This is a genomic window from Bradyrhizobium sp. USDA 241, assembly GCF_049739505.1.
In the GTDB taxonomy this organism is placed as follows: domain Bacteria; phylum Pseudomonadota; class Alphaproteobacteria; order Rhizobiales; family Xanthobacteraceae; genus Bradyrhizobium; species Bradyrhizobium liaoningense.
In genome coordinates this window covers 2,281,841-2,295,646 of sequence record NZ_JBMGPZ010000004.1, presented here as the reverse complement: position 1 = coordinate 2,295,646, position 13,806 = coordinate 2,281,841, and the positions used below count along the sequence as shown (strand labels likewise).

The 13,806-nt window shown below is 64.4% G+C and carries 11 protein-coding genes and 1 pseudogene; 6 read left to right on the top strand and 6 right to left on the bottom strand.

The window, feature by feature from the left end:
- Positions 1-76 precede the first annotated feature (76 nt).
- A pseudogene (locus tag ABIF91_RS20620) lies at positions 77-1,122 on the top strand (IS110 family transposase).
- A 327-nt stretch (positions 1,123-1,449) separates the two neighbouring features.
- On the opposite strand, the gene ABIF91_RS20615 reads toward ABIF91_RS20620, so the two are convergent.
- Positions 1,450-2,094: a glutathione S-transferase family protein gene (locus tag ABIF91_RS20615; protein ID WP_028179939.1), complete on the bottom strand. Its 645-nt coding sequence runs from the start codon at positions 2,092-2,094 to the stop codon at positions 1,450-1,452.
- Between the two features lie 85 nt (positions 2,095-2,179).
- Between ABIF91_RS20615 and ABIF91_RS20610 the strand changes: the two genes are divergently transcribed.
- A complete protein-coding gene (locus tag ABIF91_RS20610) occupies positions 2,180-3,160 on the top strand; it encodes a helix-turn-helix transcriptional regulator (RefSeq protein WP_284282903.1) in 981 nt (326 codons plus the stop codon).
- Positions 3,161-3,297: 137 nt separating this feature from the next.
- Positions 3,298-3,546, top strand: coding sequence for a hypothetical protein (locus ABIF91_RS20605; protein WP_028179940.1), 249 nt, complete (start codon positions 3,298-3,300; stop codon positions 3,544-3,546).
- 54 nt (positions 3,547-3,600) lie between these two features.
- On the opposite strand, the gene ABIF91_RS20600 is transcribed toward ABIF91_RS20605, so the two are convergent.
- The 4 genes from ABIF91_RS20600 to ABIF91_RS20585 all read right to left on the bottom strand — a co-directional run bounded on the left by ABIF91_RS20600 (position 3,601) and on the right by ABIF91_RS20585 (position 8,050).
- Positions 3,601-4,806, bottom strand: a complete 1,206-nt coding sequence (locus ABIF91_RS20600) for an EAL domain-containing protein (protein WP_424579338.1) — start codon at positions 4,804-4,806, stop codon at positions 3,601-3,603.
- A gap of 299 nt (positions 4,807-5,105) precedes the next feature.
- On the bottom strand, positions 5,106-6,053 hold the full coding sequence (locus ABIF91_RS20595; RefSeq protein WP_028179941.1) for a fatty acid desaturase: 948 nt from the start codon (positions 6,051-6,053) through the stop codon (positions 5,106-5,108).
- 14 nt (positions 6,054-6,067) lie between these two features.
- Positions 6,068-7,084 (bottom strand): alpha/beta fold hydrolase, encoded by a 1,017-nt coding sequence (locus ABIF91_RS20590; protein WP_028179942.1) that lies wholly within the window; start codon positions 7,082-7,084, stop codon positions 6,068-6,070.
- A 162-nt stretch (positions 7,085-7,246) separates the two neighbouring features.
- Positions 7,247-8,050 (bottom strand): MBL fold metallo-hydrolase, encoded by an 804-nt coding sequence (locus ABIF91_RS20585; RefSeq protein ID WP_028179943.1) that lies wholly within the window; start codon positions 8,048-8,050, stop codon positions 7,247-7,249.
- A 172-nt stretch (positions 8,051-8,222) separates the two neighbouring features.
- Here ABIF91_RS20585 and ABIF91_RS20580 point away from each other — a divergent pair, with 172 nt between their 5' ends.
- Together ABIF91_RS20580 and ABIF91_RS20575 are read left to right on the top strand one after the other, a co-directional pair.
- On the top strand, positions 8,223-9,425 hold the full coding sequence (locus tag ABIF91_RS20580) for an MFS transporter (RefSeq protein ID WP_424579337.1): 1,203 nt from the start codon (positions 8,223-8,225) through the stop codon (positions 9,423-9,425).
- A gap of 158 nt (positions 9,426-9,583) precedes the next feature.
- Complete coding sequence (locus tag ABIF91_RS20575; RefSeq protein ID WP_028179945.1) at positions 9,584-10,534, top strand: helix-turn-helix transcriptional regulator; 951 nt, start codon at positions 9,584-9,586, stop codon at positions 10,532-10,534.
- 75 nt (positions 10,535-10,609) lie between these two features.
- On the opposite strand, the gene ABIF91_RS20570 is transcribed toward ABIF91_RS20575, so the two are convergent.
- On the bottom strand, positions 10,610-12,223 hold the full coding sequence (locus ABIF91_RS20570; protein ID WP_028179946.1) for an acyl-CoA synthetase: 1,614 nt from the start codon (positions 12,221-12,223) through the stop codon (positions 10,610-10,612).
- Positions 12,224-12,435: 212 nt separating this feature from the next.
- Between ABIF91_RS20570 and ABIF91_RS20565 the strand changes: the two genes are divergently transcribed.
- On the top strand, positions 12,436-13,638 hold the full coding sequence (locus tag ABIF91_RS20565) for an ABC transporter substrate-binding protein (RefSeq protein ID WP_035669618.1): 1,203 nt from the start codon (positions 12,436-12,438) through the stop codon (positions 13,636-13,638).
- Positions 13,639-13,806 lie beyond the last annotated feature (168 nt).

Here is a 13,806-nt window from a genome sequence, read left to right as displayed (position 1 = left end):
TGATGGTGTGGACGGCCCCTACGGCATCAGTTGTGCCAGAATGAGGTTGTCAAAGACCCATTCACAGGAGCCGTCCATGAGCCAGATTATCCGCATTGGGATGGATACGTCGAAGCAAATTTTTCAACTCCATGGCGTTGACGCTTCGGAGCAAGTGGTGTTGCGCAAGCGGCTGAGCCGCAAGGCGATGCTGGAGTTTTTACCAAGCTGCCGGCGACGGTGATTGTGATCGAGGCTTGCGGGGCGGCGCACTACCTGGCGCGGGAGCTTGGCAAGCTAGTGCACACGGTCAAGCTGATCGCGCCGCAGCTGGTCAAGCCTTACGTGCCGCGCAACAAGAACGACGGGCGCGACGCGGAAGGACTGTGTGAGGCGGCGAGCCGGCCGCGGATGCGCTACGTTCCGGTGAAGACGGCCGAGCAGCAGGCGGCGCTGATGCTGCTTGGCGTACGCGAGCAATTGGTCGCGCGTCGCACCCAGCTCTCCAATACGATCCGCGGTCATGCGGCGGAGTTCGGTTTGATAGCAGCCAAGGGGCTGGACAAGCTTGCCGCGTTCCTGGCGACGATCAAACAGGACGATCGTGTTCCAGCGCTGGCTCGCGAGCTGTTTGCAATGCTTGCCCGCCAATATGACCAGGTGCAAGTCGAGCTGAAGGCGGTCGAGGCCAAGCTTGTGGCCTGGCACCGTGCCGATGCCATGAGCCGGCGATTGGCACAAATCCCGGGGGTCGGTCCGGTCACCGCTGCGGCACTGGTCATGAAGGCGCCAGATCCGCATGCCTTCCGCTCAGGAAGACTGTTCGCGGCCTGGCTCGGCTTGACCCCCAAGGACCATTCCACTGCGGGAAAGACCAGGCTCGGCAAGATCACCCGCGCTGGCGATGAGAGATTGCGTCAACTGCTGGTGGTCGGGGCGACCTCGGTGGTCAAGCAAGCGATGGCGAAAGATTCCGGTCCACATTGGCTCGTCGAGCTCTTGAAGCGCAAGACACCGAAGCTTGCCGCAGTGGCACTCGCCAACAAGATGGCCCGCATCGCCTGGAAGCTGATGACGACGGCACAGGAATATGACAGCGCGCGGCTGAATGCCCGAGCCGACCAAGCGCCAGCCGCCGCATAGTTGAGAGATTCGGCCGACCGGCGGGTTCACCCACCGGCCGAACCGGAGCTGCAAGAGCAGAGGAGATGGTGCGATCGATCGACCGAAGATGCGAGCAAATCCGTGGGACCCATTGGCCGATCAAGGTCGCGTGGTTGATTGGAGCTCGTGTCGCGGAAACCATCTTGGCCAGCGGTCTAACACGCCGAACCAACAGGCCGGACATATGGATGCAAGCGATCCGATCAAAACCTTCACAAAGCTCTTGTGCCACGGAGGCCGTCCACATATGGGTCCCGGGTTCGCGCTTCGCGCGCCCCGGGACGATACCGAATGTGAGGCGCGCCCTTACCCTCCAGCCGCAGCCGCATGCTGCGCCGCCATCTCCGCATCCGCCGCATTGATGCGATGGAACGCCGGCCGCGCCGTCATGCGTTCGGCATAGCGAACGAACACGTCCTTCTTCGGTACGATGCCGAACATCATGGTCCAGCTGAAGGCGACGCCCCACAACACGTCGGCGGCCGTCATGCGCTCGCCGAGCAGATATGGGCCCTTCGACAGCTGGGCCTCGAGCGCACCCAGCATGGCGTCGTAATCGGCATAGGGCGATTGCGTGATCGGCGCCGGCTCGCGCTGCATGAACTTGTCGATCAGGGCCGGCTCAAACGACGATCCGTAATATGCGATCCAGCGCAGATAGGGGCCGCGCAGCGGATCGTTCAGGGCGGGCGTGAGGCCGGCCTGCGGAAACAGGTCGGCGAGGTAGATGGTGATGGCGACCTGCTCCGTCACCAGCGCTTCGCCATGGCGGATCGCCGGCACCTTGCCGAGCGGATTGATGGCGAGATAGGCGGGCATGCGCTGCTCGCCGGCCTTCATGTTGAGAACGTGGAGATCGTAAGGAGCGCCCAGCTCCTCCAGCAGCACCCGCGTGCCGGTGGCGCGCGTCTGTGGCGAATAATACAGCGTGATGCGGTTCGGATCGGTCATGGCAGTCTCCCTCTGGCCGGCTGGCGCGGGACTGCTTGTAGCCGACCATACCTGACATCTTCTGTCAGGTATGGTTTAAGGGATCATGCGCGCGAGCCGGATGCTGTCGATCCTCACCACCCTCCAGGCCAGGGGACGGGTCACCGCGCCTGCGCTCGCGGAGGCCTGCGAAGTCTCGGTGCGCACGATCTATCGCGACATCGATGCGCTCGCGACGTCCGGCGTTCCCGTTTACGCCGACCGCGGCGCCGAAGGCGGCTATCGCCTGCTCGACGGCTATCGCGTGCGGCTGAACGGCCTGTCGCAGAGCGAGGCGGGCGCGCTGTTCCTGGCGGGATTGCCCGGCCCGGCGGCCGCGCTCGGGCTCGACGCCGCGATGATCGCCGCGCAGAACAAGCTGATGGCTGCCCTGCCCGAGACTCTGCGCGAAGACGCCGGCCGGATGCAGGAGCGTTTTCATCTGGACGCACCGGGCTGGTTCGGCGAGGCGGAAGACCCAAAGCGCCTGCGCGCCATCGCCCGCGCCGTGCTGCGCGGGACGCAGATCAGGATCCGCTACCAGAGCTGGCGCGCGGAGAAGCAACGCCGCGTCGCGCCGCTCGGCCTCGTGCTGAAGGGCGGCAGCTGGTATCTCGCCGGCCAGGTCGACGGCAGCGTGCGCACCTATCGCGTCGCGCGCGTGCTGGATTGCACGGCGCTCGACGACCGCTTCGACAGGCCCGCCGGCTTCGATCTCGCCGCCTATTGGCAGGCCGCGACGCTGCGCCTGGAAGCCGAGATGCATCCCAATGTCGCGATGGTGCGGCTGTCGCCGTTTGGCGTCAAATTGCTCGACGCGCTGAGCCAGCCCTATGTCAAGGCACGCACGCAGCTTGAAGAGACCGTAGATGCCGATGGCTGGCGCATTGCGCGAGTCCCGGTCGGCAAGACGTCGTGGCACGCCGCGGCGGAATTGCTGCGGCTCGGCCCCGAGGCCGAAGTGCTGGAGCCTGCCGATCTCCGCGAGAAGATGGCGGAGATGACGCAGGCGATGGCCGTGCGCTATCGCGCGGTGCGAAAAGCCTGACGGCGGCACACTTTGCCGCAGCCCACGAAACAATCCTGAAACACGATTCTCCGCATCCCGTGTGAACGCGATCGCATCTCATCTCGACCGAGATGCAGGGACACAACAATGGCCCCTGCGCCAAATGGAGAATGAAGATGTTTCGTAAGCTTGCTCTCGGTCTGATCGCTGCCGGCTCGCTCGGTGTTGCCGCCCTCGCGCCCACCGCGGCCTCGGCGGGCGGCTTCCATCACCATCACGGTCATCACCACTGGGGTCCCGGCTGGGGCGTTGGCGGTATCTACCTCAACACGGGCGTCAGCAACTGCTACCAGGAGCGCCTCGTCCGCACCCGTCATGGCCTGCGCGTGCGCGTCGTGAATGTCTGCGCTTACGGGATCTACTGAGCACATCGATCGGCTGGCGCAACCCCGGTCGCTCCGCGACCGGGGTTCGTCGTCTCAACTCGCAAGAGCCGCCGGCGTTGCCGACGCGGCTTGCTCGTCGGCAAGAGAATTGCGTTCGGATATCCATCGTTCGGCGCGCGAACGCCGCAGCGAAGGTGCAAAGTAGAAGCCCTGCGCAACGTCGCAGCCGACCCGGCGGATGATTTCGAGCGCTTCCGAGTTCTCGACACCCTCGGCCACGACCTTCATGTTGAACGCCTTGGCAAGCGCAACGGACGCATCGACGATCTTCATCATGTCGTCGTCGGATTCGCAGCCCTTGATGAAGGACTGATCGATCTTCAGTTCGCTGAACGGAAGCCGCGCCAGGACTGCGAGCGATGAATAACCGGTGCCGAAGTCGTCGATTGCCGTGCCGATGTTCTTGAGCCGCAGACGCACCAGAATGTCGTTGGCGCGGTCGACGTCGGCCATTGCCGTGGTTTCGGTGATTTCCACCGTCAGCGACGACGGGGGCACGTTCTCGCGGCGCAGGATCTCCTCGATCCGGTCGGGCAGGGTCAAGTCCGACATCAGCGAGCCCGAGATGTTGACGGCGATGGTGAAACCGGGATTGCGCTCGATCATCTTTCGGCCCTGCGACAGCGCCGATGAAAGGATGCAATCGGTCACCTCGCGCATGAGGCCGGCCTGCTCGGCGATCGGAATGAAGACCATGGGCGAGACCATGCCGAACTCGGCGGTGCGCCAGCGTGCGAGGGCCTCGGCGCCGACAACTCTCCCGGTCCGCAGCGCGACCTTCGGCTGAAACTCAACGAAGAACTCGCGATTGGCGAGACCACGCGCAATTCTGTCCGGCGTGATCCGGGGCGGCGGCGAGGCCGTCTTCGCGACCAGCGGCGAGCGCTGCGGCAGTTCGAGCGCGCGGCGCAGGCGGTTAAGATCGAGCGGTTTGGTCAGACATCCAGCGAACGGCAGCTTCAACCCGACGGCAACCCGGCGCGTCGCCTTCATGATGCGATCATCGCAGCCGCTGATGATCACGATCGACATCGCGCGGAGGTCTCGTTCTGCGACGAAACGCAACAGCTCCACCCCATCCCGCTCGCCGAGCGACAGGTCCAGCGCCATGATATCGAAGGTTTCGCGCGCCAGAAGCTCGGTTGCAGCCTCGTACGATGGAACAACGACGGAATCGTACCCGAGCTTCGAGCCGATCTTGCTGATCAAAACCCGCTGCACCAGATCGTCGTCGACCACAAGAAGACGGCCTCTCGTCGCGCTCATCGTCAATCTCCCTTGACCGCTTGCACGCTAGAGCGGCGGGCCTCGCTTGGTCGTGAATACAACACGGCTAAAACTTTCCCTATCGGGAAGCACCTGTTAGCCATGTCTTGCGGCCGGCCCAAATCATTGATTTCAATATAAAATTTCGAACCACTCGCGACCGCTCGGCGAGACGGTATCGAAATGACCCGCGAGACAAGCGCGTGTGATGAACGTGCAATGAAGCTTTCTACCGGGAGCTGGCAAAACGCGTGCGGGAGAGGCGCGCGCGACTAGCCGGCCTGCCGCTGCCGGCGAAACCAGGCCCAGGTCTCCCGCGTCGTCCTGATGTAGCCGCGGCCGCGATGCACGATCTCGCCGTCGACGATCTCGTTCAGCTTCGGCAGCGCGTGAAAGGGGATCGAGGGATAGGCGTGGTGCTCGACATGGTAGGGCATGTTCCACGCGAACCATTTGACGACCGCGCCGGTGTAGGTGGTGCGGGTGTTGTGGAAGGCGCTGCGGGTGTGGTCACAGCCGGTATGCTCGGCATAGAGGTAGGGCCGCAGGAAGAACTGCCCGATGATCAGCGGCACGATCCAGACCCAGAGCAGCAGCGCCGAGGAAAACCAGAGTGAGAGCGCGAGCAGCAGCGCATAGAGGACCACATGGATCCGCGCCTCCGTCACGATGACGGCGCGCTTGCTCTCGGGAATCCAGGGCACGGTGACCGTGCCGGTGAGCGCATGGCCGAGCATCAGCCGCAGCCGGCCGGCGACCTGGAGCAGGCCGCTATAGGCGAGCGCGAGATGCGTGTCGGATGCCGGCTTCACCCCGACGATCAGCTCGGGATCCCTTTCCGGATCCTGCGTGTAGCGGTGATGGTCCCAGTGAAACAGGCAGTAATATTCGTAAGGCAGTCCGATGATGAAGGCCGAGAGATAGCCCACCGTGAGATTGAGTCCACGGTTCCTGAACGCGGTCTTGTGCGCGGTCTCGTGCACCGCCATGAACAGGAAGGCGACGACATAGCCCTGCACCACCATCAGCGGCAGCGCCCAGAGCACGCCCCATGTCGACGAGACCTTCCAGATCAACGCGCCCACCAGCAGGATCACGCCGTAATGGCCAAGGCTCTGCGCCGCACCCCTGACATTGGAGCGAACCGACAATTCGCGCAGCATGGCCGGTGTCAGCGGCTTCAGGCGATGGCCAGGCTCAGAAACGGTTGCGTCGCTCATGATCGGTTGCTGCCCTACTTGCTGAGAAGCGCGGCGATCTCGGCCTTGATGAAGGCCTGGTCGCGCGGATTGTTGACGGGGTTGCCGGCGCGATGGCCATGCAGCGATGGGATCGGATGCAGCACGGCTGATGTCGCATTGACGAGCCGGCCGAGTTCGTCCTCGTTGTCGCGGACATCGAAATAGCGATCGGTCGCGCCCGGCATCAGCAGCATGTGTGCCTTGACCGCCGCCAGCGCCCGGTCGAAATCGCCCGCGAATGTCGGGCAGCGGCTGACATCGCCATTCTGCCAGATCCCGATCTGCGCCAGGAGGTCGTTGGCGTCGCGCCGCGCAAACGTCGCGTCCCAGGCGCGGACGAGATAATCCTCCAGCGAATTGAAGCCGGCCTCGCGCCAGAGCTCGTCGCGGTAGAAGCCGTGCGACATCGCCCAGCCGGCATAGACGCGCCCCATGGCGCGATAGCCGGCGACGGGTCTTTCGGCGAAACGGCCGTCGCGGAAGGATGGATCGGCAGTGAGCGCGGCCTTCACGCTTTCCAGGAAGACGTAATTGTAGGGCGCGCAGCGGGCGCTGCCGCAGACGACCGCCGCACGCTCGACCACGTCGGGGTGCAGCGCCGCCCAGTGATAGGCCTGCATACCGCCCATCGACCAGCCATAGACCAGCGCAAGCCTGGAGATGCCGAAGCGTTCGGTAAGCAGCCGGTGCTGGACCGCGATGGCATCGTGATAGGTTACCCCGGGAAATGGCGCGGGCGTATTCGAGGGCGAGGACGACAGGCCGTTGCCGAACAGGTTCGGGATGATGATGAAATAGCGCGTGGGATCGAGCACGCCGTCGGGCCCGATCAGCCATTCCGTATCGGTGTGCTGCGCACCGAACGAGGTCGGATAGAGGATGACGTTGTCCCGGGCCGGACTCAGCGTGCCGTAGGTCTTGTAGGCGAGCTTCATGGCGGGAAGGACGGTCCCGGACCGGAGCGGCACGTCGCCGGCCTCGAAGATCTCGTAGTCGCGCTGCCCCGTCATGCATTCAGCTCCCGCTCACGGAGGCCGCAAAACCCCACGGCTTCCGCGATGCATCGATCATGCCGGACCCGCAGATGCGTCGTTTTGCGGCAAGACCAAAATAATTGTACTATTAGTACAGTTATTTTGGGTCGGCAAGATAAATCCGGTCCGCACACCGGCTCAGGCGATGGCCGACAGATAGCGCGCGACCGACGCCGCGAACGCGGCCTTGGCGCCGCTGGCGATGTTGCGGCCCCACCAGGCTCCGTAGATCCGGTCGAAGGCGAGCGGCTCGACGGCGGCCGCGATCCGCCGCACCGCGGCGGCGCCCAGCGGCATGTAATTCGGATAGGAATACATGAAGCTGACAAAGCGGCGGTCCATCGTCACCTGCGCGATGTCCCCTGTGAGCAACGCGCCCTTGCCGTCCGCACCACGCCCATAATGCAACATGGTGGCGCCGGCGAAATGGCCGCCGGTGCGCAGCAGCAGCACGTCATCGGTGATCCGATGGCGCTCGCCGGTCCAGTGCACGATCGCCGGATGAGGCCGTGTGACGAAGGCGCGGTCATCGGCGTGCAGGTAGACCGGCACGCCGCCGAACGTATCGCTCCAGTCCGCGACCGCGCCGTAGTAGTGCGGATGCGAGATCGCGATGGCCTTCAGCCCGCCGAGTGCCGCGACATATTGGATGGCCTCGTCTGTCGCAAGCGGAATGCAGTCCCACATCACGCAGCCGTCGTCTTGAGGCACCAGCAGTGCGCGCTGCCCGATGGCAAAGCTCGGCTCCATCCCGATCCCGGTGAGGCCAAGATCGTCGCGGCCCACCAGTCGATGCCTCCGCGCGAGCTCCTCGCGCGCGAGAAAGGTCTGTCCTTTCCAGTTCACGAACTGTCGCTCGTCCTCACAAATCGGGCAGGAGTCGGGCGGCGCTCCGCGCGAGGGAAATTGCGCGCCGCAGGTTTCGCAGGTCCAGAGAGGCATGACTCGGGCTCCGTGGGAAGATCCAGGATGACATTGCGGACAAGCACCCGGCAAGATCGATGGCTGGCAGCAGTGACTGGAACCAACGCGGTGAGCGCTCGTTACGTTCAGGTCCACGCCAGAACGATTGGCCAAGGGGATCACGACACACGAAGAGCATATTCGAGTATCGATGGCATCGCGGTCCCCCACCTCCTCCCGTATCTGGCCTTTGTTCGCGCTCAACTTCTTCATGGCCGACATGCAGTCGGGCATCGGGCCGTTCGTCGGCGTCTTCCTCCAGGAACGCGGCTGGGCGACCGGGCTGATCGGCACCGCGATGACCATCGGCAACGTCGCGGGCATGCTGGTCACAACGCCGATCGGCGGCTTCATCGATTCCAGCCGCAACAAGCGGCTATGGGTCGTCATTCCCGGCATCTGCGTGGTCTCGGCCTCTGCGATTATCCTGATCTCCCAGAATTTCTGGGCGGTGACGTTCTCGCAAGTGGCGCAGTCGTTGGCGAGCGCCGCGATCGTGCCCGCGGTCACCGGCATCACGCTCGGCATCGCCAAGCAGAAGGGCTTCAACGCGCTCAACGGCCGCAACCAGGCCTACAACCACGCCGGCAACATGGTTGGCGCTGCGCTCTCCGGCTATCTCGGCTACAAGTTCGGCTATGTCGCCGTGTTCGCGCTGGCCGCCGTGTTCGGCGCCATCGCGATCGCCTGCGTCATGATGATTCCGGCCAAGGCGATCGACGACCGTGCCGCACGCGGCAGCAAGGAGGATGATCCGGACAGCGCTCCGGACGCGTTCACGATGCTGCTCAAGCACCGGGCGCTACTCGTGCTGGCGCTCGCGCTGGCGCTGTTTCACCTCGGCAACGCCGCCATCGTTCCGCTCTACGGACTTGCGGCGGTGGCGGAGGGACAGGCCAACGGCCCGAGCTTCGTCGCGAACACCGTCGTGATCGCGCAGGGCGTAATGGTCGTGACCTCGCTGATCGCGATGAAGGCGGCGAGCAAGCGCAACTACTGGCCGATCATCCTGGTCTCCTTCATGTTCCTGCCGATCCGGGGCGTGCTCGCCTTCTTCGTCACGGGATGGTGGGGCGTCGTGCCGATGCAGGTGCTCGACGGCATCGGCACCGGGCTGCAAACGGTCGCCGTCCCCGGCATGGTCGCGCGCGCGCTCAACGGCACCGGCCGCATCAATCTCGGCCAGGGCGCCGTGATCACCGTGCAGGGCGTCGGCGCAAGCTTAAGCCCCGCGCTTGGCGGCTGGATCGCGCAATGGATCGGCTACGGACCGACCTTCCTGCTGCTCAGCGGCTTCGGGCTCGCGTCGATCGCGCTGTGGCTGGCCTTCGCGGCGGCGGTGAAGAAATATTGAGGCTCGCCAGCGCGGCTTTCCGAGCTGCGGCACCTGGTCGCTGGCGTAGCGCGCCGTCGCGAATGGCGTATCACGCAATTCCGCGCTTTTACCGTTGCCGAGTACGGGTTAAACGATACAACCTGCCGAATTGCCGTCAAACCCGCGCTTTCCAACCGATGATCCAGCCTCAGCTCTCATTCAGCGGCGATCCGACGGGACCGGCCTATGAGGGGTGGCGCGAGCAGTTCTGCCGGCAGGTGATGGGGACCGATTTCGTCCCGGTTGGGGACGGCCCGGTGCAGCGGACCATCGCGCCCGCCATCCTTCCACGCGTGAGGTTGTCCGCCTCCTACGGTACACCGATGAGCTTCGTCTCCATGGGCACCAACGACGAGTTGGTGATCGTCGCGTCACCGAATTCGGCTCTGAGCGGGACCATGGGCAGGCGCGCGCTCAACATCGCCGCCGGCGACCTCACGATCGGAGATCCGTCGATCCGGGGCGCCCGAGTCACTCAGACGGCGTACGGCAACTTCCAAACCGCACTGTTGCCTCGCAAGGCACTGCTGCGCGCCTGCCCGAATGCCGAAGACCTGATCGCCCAGTCGATCCCTGGCGCCATGCCGATTACATCGATGTTCCTGCGGTACTACGACTTGGCACATACGCATGCGGACAAGCTGGCCCCGACGGAGCTCGATGCGGTCTCGCAGCATTTGTTCGACCTCGCCGTGTTGATGATCGGAGCACGCGGCGATGCCGCCGAGGAGGCGCGGACGCGCGGCCTTGCCGCGGCGCGTCTCGAAGCCCTGAAGTCCGACATCCTGGCGCAGCTGGACAGCCCCGCCTTGTCGCTGTCCGATCTTGCCGCCGCGCACCGGATCAGCCCGCGCACCATCCAATTGCTGTTCGAGCGCGCCGGCATCACCTATAGCGGCTTCGTGCTGGAGCAGCGGCTGCTGCGAGCCGAGCGGTTGCTGCGAAATCCCGCCATGCGCACGCGCAAGATCATCGAGATCGCGCATCTGGCGGGATTTCACGACGTATCCTATTTCCACCGCGCGTTTCGCCGCCGCTTCGGACAAACGCCGGACGACGTGAGGAAGCTGGCCGGTGAGACAAACTAGGCGAACTCGACCACGATCTTGCCGAATGGCCACCGTGCTGCATCAGGCGCATCGCTCCGGCACGATCGCTCCGTCTCAGGTCCCAAAATTCTTCTGGATCGCCTTGTCCAATGTGTCGCCGCCGACGAAGCGCTGACGCAGCTCGCGCTTCAGCAACTTGCCACTCGGATTCTTCGGCAGACTATCGACGAAGATGACGCGCTTGGGCACCTTGAAATGCGCCATCTGGCCGGCGCAGTGCTTGATGACGGCGTCCTCGTCCAGCATCTCCCCGCTCTTGACCACGACGATCGCGGTCACCGCCTCGATCCAGCGCGGATCGGGCAGGCCGACCACGGCGACCTCGGAGACGGCGGGGATGCGGTAGACCATCTCCTCGACCTCGCGGCTCGCGACGTTCTCGCCACCGGTCTTGATCATGTCCTTGACCCGATCGACCACGGTGATGTGACCCTCGTCGTCGACAGTGGCGAGATCGCCCGAGTGAAACCAGCCGCCGGAGAACGCCGCCGCGGTCTTGACGGGATCGTTGTAGTAGCCGGACAGCAGATGCGGCGAGCGATGCACGATCTCGCCGACTTCGCCGACCTTGACGTCCTCCATCGCCGTGTTGACCACGCGCGTCTCGACATTGAGCACGGGCTTGCCGGCCGATCCGGCCTTGCGCAGCTGGTCCTCCGGCCGCAGCACGGTGGCGAGCGGCGCGATTTCGGTCTGGCCGTAGAAATTCCAGAACTTGACATTGGGCAGCCGGCGCTGGAGCTCGAGCAGCACCTCCACGGGCATGATGGAGGCGCCGTAATAGCCCTTCTGCAAACTCGACAGATCGGTCTTGTCGAAATTCGGCGAGCGCAGCATCGCGATCCAGATCGTGGGCGGCGCGAAGAACGACGTGATCTTGTGGGCCTCGATCAGCGCCAGGATGTTGTCGGCAGTCGGCTTGCCGGTGATGACGCCCGAGGCGCCGAGATAGATCTGCGGGCCCAGGAAGACGTCGAGCTGGGCGCAATGATAGAGCGGCAGCGCGTGCAGGAACTTGTCGTCCGCGCTCATGCCGCCGTCGATGATGCAGCTGACATACTGCCACATCACGGCCTCGTGGGTCAGCATCGCGCCCTTGGGCAGCGACTCCGTGCCGCTGGTGTAGACGATCTGCGCGAGATCGCGGCTGTCGACCGATGCGTCCAGGAACGAGCCGTCGGCGTCGAGGAGATCGTCGAAGGCGGTGAGGCCCGCAGGCGCCGTGGCAGCATCCTCGCCCGGTAGCCAGATCATCTGCTCGACCGCGCAATCCCTAGCGCTCGCCGCGCGTGCCTGCTCGAGGAAGTCCGGTCCGGTCGCGAGCAGTTTCGCGCCGGAACTCTTCAAGATGAAATTGATCTCGTCCGGATTGAGCATGAAGTTGATCGGCACCAGCACGGCGCCGATCCGCGCCACCGCGAAGCGCAGCGCGGCGAAGGCGTGCGAATTGCGCGACAGCACGGCAACACGGTCACCCATCCTGACGCCGAGCCCGAGCAGGCCGCGGCCGAGCCGGTTGCAGATCGCGTCCATTTCGGCAAAGGTCCAGCTCACACCGCCGCACCTTACCGCGAGCTTGTTCGGCTCGCGGCCCGCCGAGCGGCGCAAGAGATCGCCGATCGAATGCTCGCGCGCTTTCGAGATGGTGGCTGCGGTGTCGCCGGTCATGTCCTTCCCCCTGAGATTTTAGCCTGCGTGAATGGCGGCGTGGGCATTCGTCGGCCCACCGCATTCAAACGTATTTTGCGTTTGCGCAAACGTAGTCGGCGCGATTGGCTGCGTCAAATCAACCGGCCCGCGCGGCGCCGTCACGCAAGAATTGACGCTCCGGAGCGGCAAATCTGGGTTCGTGCACCAACTATAATATCGGGGGAAATACCATGTGCCGGATTATGTGCGCCGCATTTGCGGCCGCACTCGCTGCGTCTGCGATCTGCCCTTCTCATGCCCAGCAGGCACCGCTCAAGATCGGCGTGCTCTCCGACTTCTCGTCCGTCTATTCAGACATCGGCGGCATAGGGAATGTCGAGGCCACCAAAATGGCGATCGAGGATTTTGGCGGGCAGATGTTCGGCAAGCCGATCGACATGCTCAGTGCCGACGTGCTCAACAAGCCCGATGTCGCCTCCACCATCGCCCGCAAATGGTGGGAGACCGAAGGCGTCGACATGATCATCGACCTGCCGACCTCGGCAACCGCGCTCGCGGTGATGGAGCTGTCGAAGCAGTACGAGAAGATCATGATCGTGACGGATGCGGCGAGCTCCGACATCACCGGAAAGTCCTGCTCGCCCTACACCGCGCATTGGACCTACGACACCTATGCCAACGCGCACACCGTCGGCAGCGCCATCGTCAAGAACGGCGGCGACACCTGGTTCTTCCTGACCGCGGACTACGTGTTCGGCCATTCGGTTGAGCGCGACACCGGTGACGTCGTGAAGGCCTCCGGCGGCAAGGTGCTGGGCAGCGTCAAGCATCCCCTCAACACGGCGGACTTCTCCTCGTTCCTGCTTCAGGCCCAGGCATCCAAGGCCAAAATCATCGGCCTCGCGAACGGCGGCGGCGACACCATCAACGCGATCAAGCAGGCCGGCGAGTTCGGCATCGCTGCCGGGGGCCAGAACCTGGCTGCGATCGTGATGTTCATCTCCGACGTGCACAGCCTCGGGCTCAAGCTGGCGCAAGGGCTGATCGTCACCGAGGCCTATTATTGGGACCTCAACGACAAGACCCGCGCCTTCGGCAAGCGCTTCCTGGAGCGGGTCAAGCGCATGCCGACCATGAACCAGGCCGCGACCTACAGTGCCACGCTGCACTATCTCAAGGCCGTGCAGGCCGCCGGCACCCGCGACACCAGGACGGTGATGGCCAAGATGCGCGAGCTTCCGGTGCGGGACGCCTTCACCGACAACGGCGTGCTGCGCGAGGACGGCCGCATGGTGCACAGCATGTACCTGTTCCAGGTGAAGAAGCCGGAGGAATCGAAGGGGCCGTGGGATTATTACAAGCTGCTCGCCGAAGTTCCCGCCGACCAGGCGTTCCGGCCGCTGAAGGACGGCGGCTGCCCGCTGGTGAAGTGAGGCAGCCCGGATCGAGCCGACGGCAATCCCTCCACCAAGGCTCGCGCGTCCGCTCGGCCGATCAGGGCGGACGAGCGGCGGATGACGACGCGCGGCCGAAAATAGAGGCAGCACGCCGCGCACCGCCGTCTGATCTGCATCAAGCTGCGGTGCACAATTAGCTGCAAT

Excerpts from the sequence above, each read along its gene's own strand:
- ABIF91_RS20615 (WP_028179939.1), bottom strand. The coding sequence starts at position 2,094 with ATGACCGATCCGAACCGCATCACGCTGTATTATTCGCCACAGACGCGC.
- ABIF91_RS20610 (WP_284282903.1), top strand. The coding sequence starts at position 2,180 with ATGCGCGCGAGCCGGATGCTGTCGATCCTCACCACCCTCCAGGCCAGG.
- ABIF91_RS20605 (WP_028179940.1), top strand. The coding sequence starts at position 3,298 with ATGTTTCGTAAGCTTGCTCTCGGTCTGATCGCTGCCGGCTCGCTCGGT.
- ABIF91_RS20595 (WP_028179941.1), bottom strand. The coding sequence starts at position 6,053 with ATGAGCGACGCAACCGTTTCTGAGCCTGGCCATCGCCTGAAGCCGCTG.
- ABIF91_RS20590 (WP_028179942.1), bottom strand. The coding sequence starts at position 7,084 with ATGACGGGGCAGCGCGACTACGAGATCTTCGAGGCCGGCGACGTGCCG.
- ABIF91_RS20585 (WP_028179943.1), bottom strand. The coding sequence starts at position 8,050 with ATGCCTCTCTGGACCTGCGAAACCTGCGGCGCGCAATTTCCCTCGCGC.
- ABIF91_RS20580 (WP_424579337.1), top strand. The coding sequence starts at position 8,223 with ATGGCATCGCGGTCCCCCACCTCCTCCCGTATCTGGCCTTTGTTCGCG.
- ABIF91_RS20575 (WP_028179945.1), top strand. The coding sequence starts at position 9,584 with ATGATCCAGCCTCAGCTCTCATTCAGCGGCGATCCGACGGGACCGGCC.
- ABIF91_RS20570 (WP_028179946.1), bottom strand. The coding sequence starts at position 12,223 with ATGACCGGCGACACCGCAGCCACCATCTCGAAAGCGCGCGAGCATTCG.
- ABIF91_RS20565 (WP_035669618.1), top strand. The coding sequence starts at position 12,436 with ATGTGCCGGATTATGTGCGCCGCATTTGCGGCCGCACTCGCTGCGTCT.